The organism is Rhodococcus sp. M8 (assembly GCF_015654185.1).
Classification (GTDB): domain Bacteria; phylum Actinomycetota; class Actinomycetes; order Mycobacteriales; family Mycobacteriaceae; genus Rhodococcus; species Rhodococcus aetherivorans.
In genome coordinates, this window is sequence record NZ_CP064065.1 from 4,444,400 (window position 1) to 4,461,610 (window position 17,211).

A 17,211-nucleotide genomic window follows, 5' to 3' on the forward strand; every position below is an offset into this window, starting at 1 on the left:
GTTCGCAGGTACCGACGTCAACGCTCGATGCCGAGAACGCGCAGCGCGTTCTGCTTGAAGATCATCGGGGCTACGTCGGGTTTGATGTCGAGAGTGGCGAAATCGTTGCGCCATCGATCCACTTGGATGACCGGGAAGTCGGATCCGAACAGCACCTTGCGGCGCAGCATCGTGTTCGCGGCCTTGACCAGTTGCGGCGGAAAGTACTTCGGCGACCAGCCGGACAGGTCGAGGTAGACGTTCGCCTTGTGGGTGGCGATGGAGATCTGCGCGTCGACCCACGGTACAGCGGGGTGGGCCATGACGATGGTCAGATCGGGGAAGTCGGCGGCGACGTCGTCGAGCAGCATCGGGTCGGAGTAGCGCAGCTTGATGCCGTGCCCACCGGGCAGCCCCGCGCCGATGCCGGTCTGCCCGGTGTGGAACAGGGCCGGCACCTGTGCCTCGACGAGGGCCTCGTACAGCGGGTAGAAGCGCCGGTCGTTGGGCTCGAAGCCCTGCATGCTCGGATGGAACTTGAAGCCCTTGACGCCGTACTCGTCGACCAGGCGGCGCAACCGCTTGACGGCAGCCTTGCCCTGCAGGGGGTCGACGGAGCCGAACGGGATGAGCACGTCGTTGTTCTCGGCGGCGAACTCGGCGATCTCCTCGACCGAGTTCGGGGCGTGCCCGGTGGCCGACTGCGCATCGACGGTGAACACGACCGCGGCCATGTTCCGCTCGCGGTAGTGCTCGGCGATGGACTTGATGGTCGGGGTGCGCTCCTCGCCGGACTTGAAGTACTTCTCCGACGCGGCCATCAGTTCGTCGTCCATGGACCGGTGGCCGCAGCCGTCGATCTCGACGTGGGTGTGGATATCGAGGGCGTCGATCTTGTCGAAGTCGATGCCGTACTCGTAACGGCTCACTTGGCGAGCACCTCCTCGGGGAATTCCTCGCCGACGGACTCGACGCGGTCGGCGAACACGATGGGCCACTGGGCGGCGACGTCGTCGGCGGAGAAGCCGCCGTCGTGGAAGGCGGTGGCGGTCAGCTGCGGGTGCGACCACAGTGCGAGGCGATCCCCGCCGACGGAGAACGCCTGACCGGTGATGGCGGCGGCGTCGTCGGAGGCGAGGAAGGCGATCAGGCCCGCGACGTCCTCGGGGGTGCCCATGCCGACCTCGCGGCGGATGACCGCCGGCAGTTCGCCGGTCTGCTTCATCTGTTCGATGTAGGGCGCGAAGATCGGCACGGTCTCGGTCATCGCCGTGACGGCGACGGGGCACACGGCGTTGGCGGTGATGCCGGCGCGCTGCAGTTCCATCGCCCAGGTGCGGACCATGCCGACGACGGCGGCCTTGGCGCCGGCGTAGTTGGTCTGGCCGAAGTTGCCGCGCTGGCCGGCGGGGGAGCCGATGGCGATGATGCGCCCGCCCTCGCCCTGCTCGCGGAAGCGCAGCACGGCCTCGCGCACGCACGTGAAGGTGCCGCGCAGGTGCACGTCGATCACGGCGTCGAAGTCGTCGTCGGTCATCTTCCACAGCACCTTGTCGCGCAGGATGCCGGCGTTGGTCACCATCACGTCGAGGCGGCCGAAGTGCTCGACCGCGGCCGCGACGAGCTTCCTCGCCGTCTCTGTGGGGCCGACGGGGGCGACCACGGCGACAGCGCGTCCGCCCGCGGCGGTGATCGTCGCGACGGCGGCATCGGCGGTGGCCCGGTCGACGTCGTTGATCACGACCGCGGCGCCGTGACGGGCCAGCTCGGTGGCGTAGGCGAGGCCGAGGCCCTGTCCGCTACCGGTGACGACGGCGACTTTGTTGCTGAGGTCCACGAGATCCTCCGTTGCTCGAGCTGATGTACTCCCAATCACATAGGAACATCTATTATTGAAAAAGTCAACGATTGAGGAACTGTTACCCTGAGGGTCACGACGAAAGGCTGTCGGAATGGAACGTCGACGCGTCCTCGAGGACGACCTGGGATTTCTGCTGACGCGTGCCAGCGCGATGGTGGTGCGATCGGTGAACGAGGCCCTCGCCCCGCTCGGGCTGCGGGTGCGCCCGTACACGGTGCTCTCCCTCGCGTGCGACGAACCCGCCGGTGTGGCGCAGCGCCGCATCGCCGCGGACATGGGACTGGACCCCAGTCAGATCGTCGCGATCGTCGACGAACTCGAGAGCCGCGGCCTCGTCGCGCGCACCGCGGATCCGGGCGACCGGCGCAACAAGCTCATCGTCGCCACCGACGAGGGGCGAAAGCTGTGCGACGAGGCGCGCCGGCTCAGCGAGGAGGTGTCGGACCGGCACTTCGCCGGCGTGGACCCGGCTCTTCTCACCGAAATGCGCAATGTGCTCGGCCGCATGGTTTTTCCCGAGTCGGTGAACTCGGTCTCCTGAACGGCCGCGAGCCGCCTCGCCGACGGCGCTGGGTGCATGTCAGCCCTGCCGGGCAGGAGCCGACGCATCGATCGACGCCGGACGGGTGACCAGCCACAGCGCCGCCACTACGGTGCCTCCGAGTGCGGTCGCGGCAAGAGCGGCGGCGGCGGAATCGATCCACAGTCCGGCAAGTGCGAGGCCTGCCGGAACAGCCGCGGTCAGCACCCCCTCCGTGATCGCCACGGCACCGGTGAAGCGGGTGAGTTCGGTGCGGCCGAGAGCCAGGACCAGAAAGAAGAGCAACCAAAGCCCGGCCCAGGCCAGCCAGAATACGACGAAGAGCCGGCCGCCGTCGTACCAGGTGCGGGCGGCAAACCCGACCGCGGCCACCGCAACGAAGAGGGAGAACCAGCCCAACCCTTCCGGAGGCCATCCCGTCGCAGCGTTGATCCCGACCCACAGGTACGTGAAGCCGAACAGATAGAGACCGGCTGCCCCGGCGATTGCGGCGCCGCCACCGTCTGTGGTGACGATCAGGACGGTCGGGATCACCACCTGGAGGGTGCCGACGCACAGGTTCAGCGGCGCAGCGGCGCGGGCGGAGATCCGCCCGAGAAGCATGATGCCGTTCACGATCAGGACGGCACCGACGTAGAACAATCCGACATCGGTCATCTGCGGTCGCTTTCCGCCGAGGCGCCCGCGGTGCCGGGGCGTCCGAGCATCCCGGCACCGCGGACCCGTCGACTTACTGGGGGAGGATGTCCTTATCGAAGATGTCGAGCGGAATCTTCAGCGTGACAGCCGCGTTCGGAATGTCGACGATGCCGCCGACGTGCATCTCGCACGGTGCGACGCTGATGATCGTGTACGCCTGCTCGGGCGCGTAACCGAACTTACCGAGGTAGTCGATCGCCTGTTCGACGGCGTCGACCGCGGCCATAGTGGTATCGATGTACTTCTGCTCCCGGCCGCGCGCGGACAAACCGGTGAACGACAGGTACCGGGTACCGAAGTTCGGGTCGACAGGAGAGGGTCGCAGCATCGGGTTCCGCACCCCGTACTTCGCCATGCCACCCTTGATCAGGTTGAACCGCAGCCACGTGGACCCATCCATTTCGATGGCGTTCCAGGTGATTTCACCATCGCCCTCGGCGAAGTGAAGGTCGCCGCACGAGAAGAGCGCCCCCTCGACGAAAACCGGGAAGTACACCCGCGAGCCGCGGGAGAGGTTCTTGATGTCGAGGTTGCCGCCGTTCTCTCGGGGCGGCACCGTGCGCGCCGCCGTGGCGGCGACCCGCGCCCATTCGTCGCCCTCCAGGGTGCGCAGCACCGACGTCGCGATCGCGTCCTCCCGCGGGCCGGCCAGGCCGTCGGCGATCAGCGGATCCTCCCGCTCGTTCCAGATCTGCAGCAGCTCGTGCGACGGCGCCACGCCGATCACACCGGGGTGGCTGATCGCGGGGATCTCCACGCCCGGGATCTGCCGGCTCGTCGCGAACAGACCGTGCAGGTCCCACACCGTCTTGAAGCCTCGAGGGAACCAGCTCGCCAGTGGTCCGCCCATTCCGGGCAGGATGTTCGAGTATCCGATACCCGAGAGCGGCTGCACGTCCAGAACATCGACCACCAGTAGGTCGCCGGGCTCGGCGCCGTTGACGTAGACCGGTCCGGCGATCGGATGGGTACGGGTCAGGTCCAGATCCCGGATGTCCTGGTCCTCGTCGGCATCCTGGAGCTGGTAGTCGTCGTAGCCGGGGGTTTCGAGGATCACCTCGTCACCCGGATCCAGTTCGTGCAGCGGCGGAATGTCGGGATGCCAGCGGTTGTGCCCGAGCTCCTTCTGCTCGGCAAGGGGAACGCCCACCTCGCAGCAGAATCTCGGAACGCCGAGATCGCGGTTGGGGAAACGGGATACGCCCGAGCGCGTGAAGTCCACGTCGGCTCCGAGCGAACGGGGGAGAGCAACATCGCTTGACATCTGTCCGACCTCCAATGGGGGATGTGCGTGGTGCGGCTCACAATTTACTTCCATTTGGAACTGTGTCAAGTGGAAATAATCTCGGAGCGGACGCCGCTACCTCCGTGCGCAGGGGTGCGTGGCGCGCGAGGAAAGCTGCCGCGCGGCACGCGGCAGCATCCGTGAGTCACACGGGGGCGACGGTCAGCGAGTGGTGAGCTTCTCCAGAAGCGTTCCCAGTTCACGCAGCTCCGCAGGCGCGAGCGGGGCGAACGCGTCCGCGAGCGCGGCGGTCACCGCCGGGGCGAGTGCACGATGACGAGCGATGCCGCGGGCACTGAGGCGGACCATCATGCGTCGCCGATCGTAGGAATCCAAGGTCCGGTACGCCAGCGCGGCGTCGACGAGCCGATCGACCGTCCGGGTCAGGCTCGGCCCCGGGATGAGGGTGACGGCGGAGATCGCACTCATCGTGGCCTCTTCCACGGAGGCGAGGTGGTCGACCACCCGCCACTGGTCGAGGGTGAGATCCGACCCGGTGAGGGCGCCCCGCACGGCCGCGCGGACCAGGGCGGCCGCCCGATCGACCGCCAGCGTATCCACCATGACCGCGTCGTCCCGATCAGCCTGCACCATGGGCACCCCTTGCTGAGACATCGTTCCGAACGCAATACTTCCAGATGAATATTCCACCGCGCGTGCAGCGGCCGCAAGGAGGCTCGATGATGTCGAGGAGCTATCGCATCGGACTGGTCATTCCACTGCGCGGGCCGGGCGGAATCTACGGTCCGTCGTGTGAGGCCGTCGCGAACCTCGCCGCCGCGACCCTCAACGACAACGGCGGCATCCTCGCCCGCGAGGTGGAAATCGAGGTGATCGACGCGAGCCTGCCCGCGCCGGAGCTTCGCGCCGAGATCGCTCGACTGCTGGCCGCAGACCGCATCCACGCGGTGACCGGCTGGCACATCTCGACGGTACGCGAGCAGCTCTCCTCGGTCCTGGCCCACCGGATCCCGTACGTGTACACCTCCCTCTACGAGGGCGGCGAGTCGCGTCCGGGCATCATCTGTTCCGGTGAAACCCCGGGCCTGCAAATCGGTCCCGCGTTGCGATGGCTGCGGGAGCACGCCGGCATCCGGCGCTGGACGGTCGTCGGCGCCAACTACGTGTGGCCGCGACGGACCGTCCCCGCCATTCGCGCCTACTGTCACGAGCTCGATCTGCAGGTCGTCGAGGAGATCTACGTCGACTACGGCACCACCGACTTCTCCCGGGTGCTGCCGCGTATCGAAAAGAGCGGCGCCGAGGGCACCGTCATGTTGCTCGTGGGTCGTGACGCAGTCGCGTTCAACCGGGCGTTCTGCGGACGGGGTCTGCATCAGCGGCTGTTGCGGTTCAGTCCGCTGATGGAGGAGAACATGCTACTGGCAAGCGGGGCGGACGCTACCGAAAACCTGTTCGTCGCCGCGAGCTACTTCACATCACTCGTCACCGCGTGTGCGCAGGATTTCATGTCCGCCTATGTCCGTCGGTTCGGTCCGGGCGCACCACCGCTGAACAACGCCGCCGAATCGTGTTACGAGGGCGTGGCCACTCTCGCCGCGCTCACCGCCGCGGCCGGATCCAACACGATCGACGAGATCCTCCGTCACTCGGGCACATTGAGCTACGACGGCCCCCGCGGGTCGGTGCACGCCAGCGCCGGGTTGATGCACCAGGACGTGCACATGGCCGTGGCCGACGGGTACGAATTCGACGTCGTGGCCACGCTCTGACGCTCCTGCTCCGGGCGCAGGACTCCCGATGGTCATCAGCACAGGAGACCAGCCGGACAGATGCCATGCCTCGGTTCGAACAGGACTGGAAGCACATGCATTTCCGCGGGGATCCCGGGCGGAGCAGGAACACACCGGCCGGTCCCACGGCGCCTCGGCGAGGATCGGACTCAGCGAGGCCATGGGCCGTGGTCACGACGCCGGCGCGTTGCCGGCGAGGACTGGCGGCGCGGCGCGGTCGACGAGCCGCAGCTTCCACTCGGCAGCACGCACGGCTGCAACCGTGCGGTTGGCGGCGCCGGTCTTGCGCAGCACGTGCTCCAAGTGGGTGGACACCGTCGACGGGCGGATTCCCAGCTCCCGACCGATAGCGGTATTCGACGCGCCGTCACGCACCAGGCCGAGCACCTGCAGTTCCCGCACGGTCAGACCGTCGGGCGGTGGCACGACGCGCGCCCGCACGAGGACCCCTCCGCCGCGGGCGGGCGCTAGGTGGGCGTCGTAGACAATGCCGGTGGCGATGAGCAGGTAGTCGGCGGCGCGCCCGCGGCGACGCACCTCGGCCGCGACCGCACGCAGCCCGTCGCCCGCGGCTACGAGCGCGGCGGCGGCGGGCTCCGGGGGCGCGTCGAGGGGGCGGTCGATCGCGCCGGATGCGGCGACAACGAGCACGATCCCGCGCCCCGGATCTCGGTCAGCGGGGCCGGGCGCGGCAGCCGGGTCGACGACGCAGGCGAGGTCGGCGGCGAGCAGCGCCACCATGACCAGGTCTTCCCGATCGAACACCCGTCCACCGGCAGCGCTCAGGTTCAACATCCCCACATAGCGCCCGTCGGGGGCAAACAGGCATTGGCTGAGTCCGTCGGTGTACTGCTGCGGCACGATGACCTCGTCGAAGACGGGACCGTGGCGCAGCCGCGGGGGCACCGTGCACAGCTGCTGCGGCAGGCGCCGGCCGAGCATGTCGTCGAACAGCGGGTGGCGGGGCAGAAAGCGATTGATCGCGTCGACGATCGGCCGCGGGTAGCCGAGGCTGGAGGCGGTGCGGTGGCACCCGCGCGCCGCGTCCCAGCGAGAGATGGCGCCATGCGCGAACGGCACGCACGCGGACAGCTCGAACAGGACGCGAGCTGGGTCGGGCGGGCTGTCGTCGCGGGCGAGGCGTGCACTCAGTGCCAGCGCGGCCGCGAGGCGTTCCGTGTCGGCGCGGGACATGAGGTGATCATCCCCGGCGCGTCGCGCGTTGGCCAGGGGCATCGTTTCGGCGTTCGCGCATCGGTCGTTCGGCCGATGTTGTGTTACGGGCGTCACCCTACTGTCGGGCCGTTCGTTCCCCCGAATGGAGATCACCGTGGACATCAACGACTACACCGCGCACGACGCAACCGGCCTGGCCCGCCTCATTGCTGACAGGCAGGTGAGCCCGGCCGAGGTGCACGACGTCGCGGCGCGGGCGATAGACGCCGTCGATCCGGTTCTCGGCGCAGTCGCCGGCGAACGGTTCGCCACCCCACTCGACCACAGCAGCGACGGCCCGTTCGCGGGCGTACCGTTCGCGATCAAGGACCTCATCGCGCACGCGGCCGGCGTCCCGCAGCGCAACGGAAGCCGGCTGTTCGGCGACGGTCTCGTGCCCGCGGAGGACACCTATCTGATGGCGCGTTTCCGCCGCGCGGGCCTGGCCACCATGGCCGTGACCACCACGCCGGAGCTGGGGTTCAACGCGTCGACGGAGGCGGCCGCCGCGTACGGGCGCCCCACTCGCAACCCGTGGGACACCGACCGCAGCCCGGGCGGGTCGAGCGGCGGGTCGGCGGCGCTGGTGGCGGCGGGTGCACTACCGATGGCGCACGCCAATGACGGGGGCGGGTCGATCCGGATCCCCGCCGCCGCGTGCGGGCTGGTAGGCCTGAAGCCGACCCAGGGCCGCACCACCCCCGGACCCGAATACGCCGACCCGCTCATGGGCCTGGGCATCGAATTCGCGGTGACGCGCACCGTCCGCGACAGTGCCGGGCTGCTCGACGCGGTGCACGGCAGTGAGCCGGGCGATCGGTATCTGCTCCCGGCGCCCGAGCGCCCGTTCGCCGAGCTGGTCGGGCAGGACGTGCGGCCGTTGCGGATCGCGGTGTGCACCACCCCGTATGACCCGTCCCGCGCGGTCGACCCGCAGTCCGTCGCCACGGTGCAGGAGGTGGCGGCAGTACTCGAGCGACTCGGCCACCACGTCGAAGAGGCGGCCCCGCGTATCGACGCGCAGACCTTCGACGACGCGAACTTCACCGCCTGGTGCAGCTTCCTCGCCGACGGCGTCTACGCAACCGCAGAACTGCTGGGCGTCACACCCAGTCGCGAGCACCTGGAGGCGACGACGCTCGAGTGCGCCCGGTACGGCGCGATGCTCACCGCGCGCGATCTGTACGCCGCCGACCGGGTGTTCAACACGGTGCGCCGCGAGGTGGCACGCTTCCTCGGCGAGTACGACGTGCTCCTCACACCGACGACCGCGCAACCGACCGTCCCGCTCGGGCACCTCGACGCCGACAACCCGGAGCTGGACGCGCGCGGATGGTACGACCGCATCTTCGACTACGGAGCGTTCACCTCGGTGTTCAACACCACTGGGCATCCGGCGATCTCGCTGCCGCTCGGGCAGTCCGCCGAGGGGTGGCCGGTCGGGGTGCAGTTCGCCGGGCGCTACGGAGACGAGGCGACCCTGCTGCAACTGGCGGGCACGATGGAGCGGGCGATGCCGTGGGCGCATCGCCGTCCTCGCGTCCACGCCTGACCGGCGGCGGCCCCGGCGTCGAGGCGCGAACCGGGGCCGCCGCTCGCACGCCGCGAGTCCGAGCCGGCGAAAGACCTGGGTGCGACGGTGCCGGGCCGGTTCCACGCGTCTCTTTCGGTGAACCGCCCTCGATCCGCCCGTGGCCACATAGTCGTGGGTGCGCCGTTCGGGCATGCCCTGACGGCGCACCAGCGCTGACCCCGGCTCGTTGGTGAAATGGGCAGGGCGGGGCGAAGGTGCAAGGCGCAGCGAGACCGCTTGTGCCGCTGCCGAGGCGAGCAGGACCTCCGGCAGGGAACATGCCGGCTTGCTCCTGTCGGCGCGCCGCTTCTGGACGTTCATCGCGTGCTCGGAGTTCGGTGCCCGAGCATTTCGTGCGCTGGCACTATCGACCTTGTGGTTGCTGTAGCGGTGGCGATGCTCGCCGGGGTGCTCGTCTTCGCCGTGATGCGTCCGTGGGGACTGCCGGAGGTGTTCGTGGCACTGCCGGCCGCGGCCGCAGTCGTCGCATTCGGCGTCGTAACCCCGCACGAAGTAGAGCAGCAGCTGCGCACGCTGTTCCCGACCGTTGCGTTCCTCGCCGTCATACTCGTGCTCGGCCATCTCGCCGACGCGCTCGGCGTATTCGCGTGGGTGGCGTCGGTTCTCGTCCGGCGCGCGAATCACGACCCGCGACGTCTGCTCAACGCCGTGTTCGTCACCAGCGCCGTCGTGACCGCCGTGCTCAGTCTCGACGCCACCGTGGTCCTGCTGACGCCGATCGTCCTGCGGGCCGCGACGGCGCTGCGGATGTCGCCCCGACCGCACGTCTACGCCACCGGGCACCTGGCGAACTCGGCGTCGCTGCTGATGCCCGTCTCCAACCTGACGAACCTGCTGGCCTTCACCGCTACCGGACTCACATTCCTGCACTTCACCGTCCTCATGACGCTGCCGTGGCTCGCGGTGGTGCTCGTCGAGGGTCTCGTCTTCCGGTGGTTCTTCGCGCGCGACCTCGCCTCGTTGCCACCGCTGCAACCCGACCCGATACCGCCCGTGCACGCGCCGCGTTACGCGCTCGGGATCGTCGCCGCCACCCTCGTCGGATTCGCGGCGACGGGGCCGCTGGGGATCGAACCCGTGTGGGCGGCGGCGATGGGCGCGGCGGCCCTTGCCGTCCCGGCCCTGCGGCGGCATCGCACCACCCCTCGGCGAGTTCTCGCCGCCGCCGATCTGTGGTTCTGCGTGTTCGTCTTCGCGCTGGCCGTCGTTGTCGCCGGCGTCTCGTCCGGCCCCGTCGGCGACGCGTTGGCGAACGTGCTGCCCACCGAGCCGAGCCTCGGGGCGCTGCTCGGGGTGGCGGCCGCAGCCGCGGTGGCCGCCAACGTCGTCAACAACATTCCCGCGACGTTGATGCTCCTCACCGCTCTGGGCCCCGGGGCCCCGCCCGCTCTGATCCTTGCTGCGCTGCTCGGTGTAAACCTCGGTCCGAATCTCACCTACGTCGGTTCCCTCGCCACGATGCTGTGGCGACGTCTGCTCGAAGGCTCCGCCGGCCGTCCGGACCTTTACACCTACACCCGGCTCGGCGTGATCACGACGCCTCTCACCCTGGTCGTCGCGGTTCTGGCGCTGTGGATCGTCACCTGACTCCGCGTCGGACCTGACCGACCACCTCGGCGCAACCTCCGGGTCGACCCCGTTGCACGGTGCAGCGTCCCGGCTCCGGCGACCCGCCCTCAGCGGTGAACCGGCGGCACGTCCCGTTGCTCCAGCCGCAGATGGGCGGCGGGAATGACCCCGGGAAAGTAGTAGTGGCCCTCCGGAGACTCGACCAGATCCTCGGCATCGATCCCGTGGACCTCCCACACGTCGACCGCGCCGCCGGTGTTGTTCATCTGCACGAACCAGTCCCGCTCCCACTCGCCGGCGCAGAGGAAGCAGCCCTGCTGCTCGGGCCGTCGGCTACCGGCGATACCGGGCGCGGCATCCATCCGATTCCAGTCCAGACCGTATCGTGAGATGGAAGCACGGTTGAGCACGGAGGTGACGTGGTAGCGGACAGCCATCCGCCGACGGTAACAACGACGAACTATCCCCGGATAGTAGATTTTTTCGGAACCCCCGGATATGGAACGCCGCATACCGCACTGGGCTGAGGTGACTTCGATGCGAGAATTCCGTGCCCGGGCGTCACCTTCGCCAGAACAGGTGGTGCGTCACGCCGCTCGGGCTGGGCACGACCTCGAGATGGAACCGGTCGAGTAGCTCATCGGGTGACTCCCAGAGTCGTACTCCGGATCCGAGCTGCACCTGCGAGACTGCCACGTGCATGGTGTCGACGAGGTCGGCCTCGAGAAACTGCCGGATGGTGGTAGCCCCGCCACCGAGCCGGACATCCTTGCCCCGCGCCGCCTCCCGCGCCCGCTCGAGGACCGTGGCCGGGTCGCCGTCGACGAAGTGGAAGGTGGTGTCGGAGAGGGTGAACGACGGGCGCGGGTGGTGGGTCAGCACGAAGACCGGGGTGCGGAACGGGGGTTCGTCGCCCCACCATCCGCGCCACTCGTGGTCGTGCCAAGGCCCGCGTTGGGGACCGAACTTGTTGCGGCCCATGATCTCGGCACCGATATTGCGGGCGTAGTCCCGCGTGAAGTAGTCGTCGAGGCCACGGCTGCCGCCAGGGTCTGTGCGCATGGGCCAGCTCGCCGTCGCGCCGGCCCACGCGAACATCTCGCCAGGGTCGGCGTGTCCGAACGGCCTCTCGAGGCTCTGGTGTACACCGGCCCCGAAGCCGTCACACGAGACGGTGAAGTTCTGGACTCTCAGCAGCTGATTCACTCGGTTCCTCCCGCACTCTCGATGAGGATGATACGGAGATTGAGACTCCACGGGGCGGAGAAACTCATCGGTGGGAATGGCAATCATCCGAAATGCGGATCACCTCGAGAGATGAGTGATCGCAGGGGACCCCGGGTCCCTGGCCGTCGTGCCGCGGTTCGTCGAGTACTCGGGGCATGAGATGCACAGGTTCACCGAACCGACCCCCGCCCCCAGCAGTGTCGACATCATCGTCGTGTTCGTCGAAGACTGGGAGATCGAATGCTGCGGCACCGCTCCCGTCGTCGGAGACGACGCGACGTGGACGCTGACGTTCGTCGAGACGAACTCCGATCGAGGTAGAGCGTTGCCGGCCGGTGCCCGCTGGAACCGCGACAGCAAGATTGCCACCGCCGGCGGTGTTGAGGCGTACTGGCCCAACCCCGAGAACTCACGGACTGTCAGCGCGCGAGGGTACTTCTCGGCGACATGCCACGGCGGAATCGTGCCCGGCGGGATCAGCCCCACCACCGGACACGTGCTCGGTCTGTACTTGGAGGGCATGGAGTACCGGCGGACAGTCGGGATGTGGCAGCCGGTCCCCGGCACCCGGATCCTTCGGCGCACTCATCGCAGCCCGACGTGGTTCACCCGCGACCTCGACACCACGGGACGGATCGAGACCGGTGTGCTGATGGAGGTGGCGGTGCCGCGCCGATGGGCAACCGACTCGCAGCGATCCGGTTGAGCGCTGCGCACCGCCGAATGGGCGAACCGATGCGCAGGGATGGCCGAACGAGGGCGAGGCGTGCTCGATACGTCGTTGGAAGGGCAGCCGTCCCGGTACGGGCCTGGTGGCTGCACCTGCGCACAACCCCCTTTCCTCAGGGACCGGAGAAGATCTCGTGCCTGTGCCGTCCCCACCGGATAGCTGAGGCGACTACCCTTCGTCGATGATCGGTACTCCGAGGAGTGACTCGTGACAGGCGCGATCGGGCAGTCCCTACCGATCGCGGTCGGCCTGCTGCTGGCCGCGATGCCGATGGTGATGCTGTCGGTGCTCCTGGTCACCAAGCGGCCGGTGAGCGTGTCGTACGCCTTCGTCGGTGGCTGGGTTGCGGGCCTGCTCGTCGTGGGCGCCGTGGTGCTCGCGGTGGCGGATGTGATCATGCTGGCCGACGAGCCCACCTGGTGGGCCGGTGCTGTGAAACTCGCGCTCGGGATCGTGCTGGTCCTGATGGCTGTCCGGAAGTGGCGGGCGCGGCCGCAGGCCGGAGAGGAGTCCACCGTGCCAGGGTGGATGGCGGCCGCACAGACCATGACCGCTCGACGGGCTCTGCGTCTGGGGTTTCTGTTTGCGGCGGCGAATCCGAAGAACCTCGCCCTGGTCGCGGCGGGCGCAGCGGTCATCGCGGACGCGACTGCGCGGGTGCTCGAGCAGGTCGTGGCGCTGGTTGTCTTCACGGTCGTGGCGAGCCTGGGCGTGGCCGCCCCGGCCGTGGTTCGGGGCGTGTTCACCGACCGCGCTGATCGCGCGCTCGCCGTGGCCGATGAGTGGATGACCCGGCACCACGCGGCGATCATGGCGACAGTCCTTCTGGTCCTGGGCCTGGTTCTGATCGGCAACGGGATAGCTGGGCTGTGAGCCGCCGACCTTGGTTCCTCGGGACCTCAGGAACATTCCCGATCCCGATACGAGCGACATGAGTCCGGAAAGCGACACGCGAGTGTGGAGTGTCAGTCCAGCATTTCTTTGAGATAGGCGGTGATCATGGCCGTCAGCTGGTCCGCGATGACGTCCGGCTCGATGGGCGGCTGATCGAGCACGTAGCCGACCGCGACGTTCTCGACGGTGCGGACGAGCATCCATGCGATGGCCTCGGGATGCTCGATCGGGCGCCGGCCGGGATTGAAGCGCAGCCACATGGCCAGCAGCGCGTCGATGCGGTGTTCGAACGCGACCAGCCGGCTGTCCGGCGTGCGGGGGAGTTGCTCGATGAGCACGCGCAGCAGGCGGGGGTTCTCGCCGAGTGCCTCGAGCAGCACCCGCATGTTGGTTCGCACCGATTCGGTCCAGGTGGGGGCGTCGAGCGCACCGGTGAACACGTGCGAAATGCGAGCTTGCACCTCCTCGGTCCAGCGGTCGACGACTTCGGCCACGATGGCGTCCTTGCCGGGGAAGTACTGGTACAGCGATCCGGGGCTGATGCCCGCCGCGGCGGCGATCCGATTGGTGGAGGCGCCCTCGTATCCGTCGGCGAGCAGGACCTCCCGGCCGGCGGCGACGATGCGTTCGACCATCTCCTGCGAGCGGCGCTGCTGCGGTACGCGGCGCATCCGGCCCTGCTCCGCCGGTCTCACCGGCACCGTCCGGATGCGAATTGAACGCGAGTAATTGCTCGTGTAAGCATCGGCCCATGGTGGCACAGGAGATTCGACAGGACGCGCAGGCGGGGCGTTACCCGCACCGATACGCCGGCATCCGACCCAGAAACGAGCGCATCGGGCGGCCCCTGCGCGCCTACGCGCGGATCGGTGCCGTCGACGAGGAACTGCTCGACCGGATCGGCCGCCGGATGGTCGCCCGCGACGAGGTGGGCGCGGACCTGGTGCGCGCGATGCGCCGCCCCCGGACGAACGCCGAGCGGGTGACCATGGCGCAGTTCCATCGGGCGCTCGAGCACGGCATCGACGCGGTACCGGACGCGCCGGACGCACTGCGACGGTTCTTCGCCGTGGTCGATCACGTCCCCGAATGGGTGGACTTCGACCTGGTGGAGAAGGGTGCCCGGGCCTTCCGCCGGATGGGCCGCAGCCGCATCGACGTGCTGCTCCAGCTGTCGCTCATCGGCGGTTACCGGTTCGGTGGGCCGCCGGATCTGCTGGTCGAGACCGGGGGCCTGACCGGTTCGACCGCGATGCGACGCCTCGGCGAAACCCAGAAGTGGGGTACGGCGGTCGGCGAGCCCGGTGGGATGCGCCGGGACGGTGAGGGATTCAAGCTCACCGTGCACGTGCGCGCCATGCACGCGCTGATCAACCACCAGTTCGAGACCAACGGTCGATGGGACATCGAACGCTGGGGGCTGCCGATCAACCAGACCGACCAGGCGGCAACCCTGGGGCTGTTCAACGGCACGCTGCTGCTCGGCATGCGGGCGCTCGGCTACTTCGTCACCCGTGAGGAGTCCCGGGCGGTGATGCACCTGTGGAAATACGTCGGATGGCTCATGGGCATCGACGAGGACTGGCTGTTCGACACCGAACGCGAGCAGCACGTGTTCAACTACCACGTGCTGTTGGTGCAGGACGACGTCACGCCCGCGGGGGCCGCGCTGTCCGGGGCCCTCGTGGAGGGCCAGCGCACCCTCGACTACGACCGGTTCGGCGATGTGCGCGGCCGGTACGAGCGGCAGCGCCTGCTGAGCATGCTCCGGTACTTCCTCGGCGCGCAGAGCCTGCGGGAGCTGGGTCTGCCCGTCACCCCGGCATGGGCGGTTCCGCCGGTGGTGGTCAAGAACGTCGTCTTCTCCACAGTGGTCGCACGCACGCGCACCGGGAGGCGGTTCCTCGAGCGGCTCGGCGACCGGGCCGCACGGCGCGAACTCGCCTCGAAGTTCGGGGCGTCGAGGCCCGCCGTCGGCGCGCTGCCCGGCTGAGCTTTTCCCGGCCGCCCGCCGGGGGCCGGAGCGGTCGCGTCGTCCCGGTCGCTAGGCTTGTCCCGGCAAGCCGGACCGCCGGTCTACAGGAGCTGCGGGCGGCGGTCGTCGAGTGGAGCGGGTGAAGGACGTTGACGGACTCCGGAGAGCTGAGCATCGGGCCCCTTGTGCGCCCGTCCGACGGCAGTGACGACACGGCCAAGGTGGTCGCCGACCTCGTCAATGCCGTCTATGCGGTCGCGGAGGAAGGCATGTGGCCGGAGGGAGCCACCCGGACCTCGGCGAGCGAGATCGCCGAATTGGCCCGTGCCGGCCGGCTCTTCGTCGCCTCGCTCGGCGACCGGATCGTGGGCTGCGTGAAGGTGGTGCAGCTCGACGCCCGCGTCGCCGAGTTCGGGATGCTCGCTGCCGATCCGGAGGTGCGGGGCGCCGGCATCGGCCGTGCCCTCGTGCGGTTCGCCGAGGCCCACGCGGCACGGCTCGGGAGCGAGATCATGCAGCTCGAGGTCATCCAGCCGAGAGACTTCGAGCACGCGTCGAAGGTGTTCCTGTCGCAGTGGTATCCGCGAATGGGGTACGTGCCGGTGCGGACGGACGGGCCCGAGGTCATGTACCCCGAACTGGTCCCGCTGCTCGCGGTCCCGTGCGACGTCGTCGTCTACCACAAGCGGCTCGGCTGACCGGTCCGTCTCCGCGTGGCGCCCGGCGCGGGCGGCGGCGACGTGCTTCCATGGTCGGACGAGTTCCGCGAGGAGGCGAGATGACGAGCATCCGTATCGGCCGCCATGCCCGGCGCGCGGGAGCCACGCTGCTGTTGACGGCCGCGGCCGTCCTCGGTGCGTCCGGTCCGGCAGCGGCCCAGGACGAGTGGCCCCAGATTCCGTCCTATCCGACACCGATGGTGCCGTTCGAGACCAAGGACTTCCTCACCCCGGCGGACCTCGACTACTGGAATCCGCTGGTGAACCGGAATCGGCTCACGTCACCGTTCGGCACCGGCACCCGGATCGTCTGCGTCGGATTCCACGGCGTGACCACCGACTGCTGGCAGGCCGATCAGAACGGGCAGCCGCACAAGCTGATCCGGCTGCCGGCTAATCTGCCGAACGTCACGGGTTCGAGTCTGCCGGGCGGCGGGCCGGGACACTTCGTCTACCCGATCCTCTGAATCCGCACCGCGGGCATATCAGCCGGTGAACAACACCGCTGCCTGAGCCGGCAACCGCGCGCCGTCCTTGCGGCGGAACAGTTCCGCCGGCCGGCCGGCGCCCGGACTCGACATGCGCCCGGTGCTGACGAGAGCGTCGACCACGTGGCGGCGGAACGAATCCTTCTGCAGCGGAACGCCGAATATCACCTCGTACAACCGCCGCAGCTCGAGGACGGTGAACTCGTCGCCGAGCAGTCCGTCGGGATCCACGCGCTGCGCGTAGCGGGTTCGCAGATCCGCGACGGCCGCCGCCACCATCTCGGCATGGTCGAAGGCCAACGGCTGCTCGGCCTTTCCGTCGCGCACGCACACGAGGTGGGCGTCGCCCGGAAGGTCCTTGCGAGGCAACGCCGCGGCGTGGGCGATCGAGATCACCCATCCGCGCGGGTCCCGGTCGGGAGCGTCGAACACGCCGATCTGATGGAACCGGATGCCGGTGAGGCTCGTCTTGTCACGCAGTGCACGTCGGGCGGCGTCGGCGGCGCGTTCGCGTTCGTGGAGGAAGGTGCCGGGCAGGGCCAGGTCTCCGAGACTGTGCTCGACCACCAGCACTCGCAGTTCGCCGTCGGAGTAGGTCAGCACGGCGATGTCCACCGCGGTCGAGGGGTGCGGGTACTCGGCCAGCTTCCGGCCCGCCCCGTCCGTCCAGTCGCTCACGGT

Annotated in this window: 19 protein-coding genes; 9 read left to right on the forward strand and 10 right to left on the reverse strand. The window is 68.9% G+C overall.

Going from position 1 to position 17,211, the window contains the following annotated elements; genetic code table 11:
* Positions 1-17: 17 nt before the first annotated feature.
* Complete coding sequence (couO, locus tag ISO16_RS20085) at positions 18-908, reverse strand: 4-hydroxyphenyl-beta-ketoacyl-CoA hydrolase (RefSeq protein ID WP_072634133.1); 891 nt, start codon at positions 906-908, stop codon at positions 18-20.
* Entirely contained in the window at positions 905-1,816 is a 912-nt protein-coding gene (couN, locus tag ISO16_RS20090; protein ID WP_029547165.1) for a 4-hydroxyphenyl-beta-hydroxyacyl-CoA dehydrogenase, read from the reverse strand. The genes couO and couN overlap by 4 nt, the downstream gene beginning before the upstream one ends.
* A gap of 115 nt (positions 1,817-1,931) precedes the next feature.
* Between couN and ISO16_RS20095 the strand changes: the two genes are divergently transcribed.
* The gene (locus ISO16_RS20095) at positions 1,932-2,381 is read left to right on the forward strand and encodes a MarR family winged helix-turn-helix transcriptional regulator (protein WP_072634134.1); all 450 of its coding nucleotides are present in this window, start codon (positions 1,932-1,934) and stop codon (positions 2,379-2,381) included.
* Positions 2,382-2,420: 39 nt separating this feature from the next.
* Here the strand turns inward: ISO16_RS20095 and ISO16_RS20100 are convergent, their stop codons facing one another.
* The 3 genes from ISO16_RS20100 to ISO16_RS20110 form a co-directional block, all read right to left on the reverse strand.
* The gene (locus tag ISO16_RS20100) at positions 2,421-3,038 is read right to left on the reverse strand and encodes an AmiS/UreI family transporter (RefSeq protein WP_072634135.1); all 618 of its coding nucleotides are present in this window, start codon (positions 3,036-3,038) and stop codon (positions 2,421-2,423) included.
* A 73-nt stretch (positions 3,039-3,111) separates the two neighbouring features.
* A complete protein-coding gene (locus ISO16_RS20105) occupies positions 3,112-4,413 on the reverse strand; it encodes an acetamidase/formamidase family protein (protein ID WP_230304401.1) in 1,302 nt (433 codons plus the stop codon).
* A 114-nt stretch (positions 4,414-4,527) separates the two neighbouring features.
* Positions 4,528-4,959, reverse strand: coding sequence for a MarR family winged helix-turn-helix transcriptional regulator (locus tag ISO16_RS20110; RefSeq protein ID WP_006932669.1), 432 nt, complete (start codon positions 4,957-4,959; stop codon positions 4,528-4,530).
* An 86-nt stretch (positions 4,960-5,045) separates the two neighbouring features.
* Between ISO16_RS20110 and ISO16_RS20115 the strand changes: the two genes are divergently transcribed.
* Complete coding sequence (locus ISO16_RS20115; RefSeq protein WP_072634136.1) at positions 5,046-6,098, forward strand: substrate-binding domain-containing protein; 1,053 nt, start codon at positions 5,046-5,048, stop codon at positions 6,096-6,098.
* A gap of 192 nt (positions 6,099-6,290) precedes the next feature.
* On the opposite strand, the gene ISO16_RS20120 is transcribed toward ISO16_RS20115, so the two are convergent.
* On the reverse strand, positions 6,291-7,313 hold the full coding sequence (locus ISO16_RS20120; RefSeq protein ID WP_170914018.1) for a helix-turn-helix transcriptional regulator: 1,023 nt from the start codon (positions 7,311-7,313) through the stop codon (positions 6,291-6,293).
* Positions 7,314-7,437: 124 nt separating this feature from the next.
* On the opposite strand from ISO16_RS20120, the gene ISO16_RS20125 reads away from it, so the two are divergent.
* Together ISO16_RS20125 and ISO16_RS20130 are read left to right on the forward strand one after the other, a co-directional pair.
* On the forward strand, positions 7,438-8,886 hold the full coding sequence (locus ISO16_RS20125) for an amidase (RefSeq protein ID WP_202917691.1): 1,449 nt from the start codon (positions 7,438-7,440) through the stop codon (positions 8,884-8,886).
* A 396-nt stretch (positions 8,887-9,282) separates the two neighbouring features.
* Positions 9,283-10,515 (forward strand): SLC13 family permease, encoded by a 1,233-nt coding sequence (locus ISO16_RS20130; protein ID WP_139310938.1) that lies wholly within the window; start codon positions 9,283-9,285, stop codon positions 10,513-10,515.
* A gap of 89 nt (positions 10,516-10,604) precedes the next feature.
* On the opposite strand, the gene ISO16_RS20135 is transcribed toward ISO16_RS20130, so the two are convergent.
* Together ISO16_RS20135 and ISO16_RS20140 are read right to left on the reverse strand one after the other, a co-directional pair.
* Positions 10,605-10,934, reverse strand: a complete 330-nt coding sequence (locus ISO16_RS20135) for a hypothetical protein (protein ID WP_072634138.1) — start codon at positions 10,932-10,934, stop codon at positions 10,605-10,607.
* A 124-nt stretch (positions 10,935-11,058) separates the two neighbouring features.
* Positions 11,059-11,703, reverse strand: a complete 645-nt coding sequence (locus ISO16_RS20140; RefSeq protein WP_050034487.1) for a dihydrofolate reductase family protein — start codon at positions 11,701-11,703, stop codon at positions 11,059-11,061.
* Positions 11,704-11,818: 115 nt separating this feature from the next.
* Here ISO16_RS20140 and ISO16_RS20145 point away from each other — a divergent pair, with 115 nt between their 5' ends.
* Complete coding sequence (locus ISO16_RS20145) at positions 11,819-12,430, forward strand: DUF6578 domain-containing protein (RefSeq protein ID WP_230304402.1); 612 nt, start codon at positions 11,819-11,821, stop codon at positions 12,428-12,430.
* Between the two features lie 231 nt (positions 12,431-12,661).
* Positions 12,662-13,327 (forward strand): GAP family protein, encoded by a 666-nt coding sequence (locus ISO16_RS20150; protein WP_072634139.1) that lies wholly within the window; start codon positions 12,662-12,664, stop codon positions 13,325-13,327.
* 92 nt (positions 13,328-13,419) lie between these two features.
* Here the strand turns inward: ISO16_RS20150 and ISO16_RS20155 are convergent, their stop codons facing one another.
* The gene (locus ISO16_RS20155; protein WP_230304403.1) at positions 13,420-14,049 is read right to left on the reverse strand and encodes a TetR/AcrR family transcriptional regulator; all 630 of its coding nucleotides are present in this window, start codon (positions 14,047-14,049) and stop codon (positions 13,420-13,422) included.
* A 50-nt stretch (positions 14,050-14,099) separates the two neighbouring features.
* Here ISO16_RS20155 and ISO16_RS20160 point away from each other — a divergent pair, with 50 nt between their 5' ends.
* The 3 genes from ISO16_RS20160 (at position 14,100) to ISO16_RS20170 (ending at position 16,509) form a co-directional block, all read left to right on the forward strand.
* Positions 14,100-15,341 (forward strand): oxygenase MpaB family protein, encoded by a 1,242-nt coding sequence (locus ISO16_RS20160; RefSeq protein ID WP_072634140.1) that lies wholly within the window; start codon positions 14,100-14,102, stop codon positions 15,339-15,341.
* Between the two features lie 131 nt (positions 15,342-15,472).
* Positions 15,473-16,021: a GNAT family N-acetyltransferase gene (locus tag ISO16_RS20165; RefSeq protein ID WP_230304404.1), complete on the forward strand. Its 549-nt coding sequence runs from the start codon at positions 15,473-15,475 to the stop codon at positions 16,019-16,021.
* A gap of 80 nt (positions 16,022-16,101) precedes the next feature.
* On the forward strand, positions 16,102-16,509 hold the full coding sequence (locus ISO16_RS20170) for a hypothetical protein (protein ID WP_072634142.1): 408 nt from the start codon (positions 16,102-16,104) through the stop codon (positions 16,507-16,509).
* Between the two features lie 18 nt (positions 16,510-16,527).
* Here ISO16_RS20170 and ISO16_RS20175 read toward each other — a convergent pair whose 3' ends face one another.
* Positions 16,528-17,208: an NUDIX hydrolase gene (locus tag ISO16_RS20175; protein ID WP_043802267.1), complete on the reverse strand. Its 681-nt coding sequence runs from the start codon at positions 17,206-17,208 to the stop codon at positions 16,528-16,530.
* Positions 17,209-17,211: the final 3 nt, after the last annotated feature.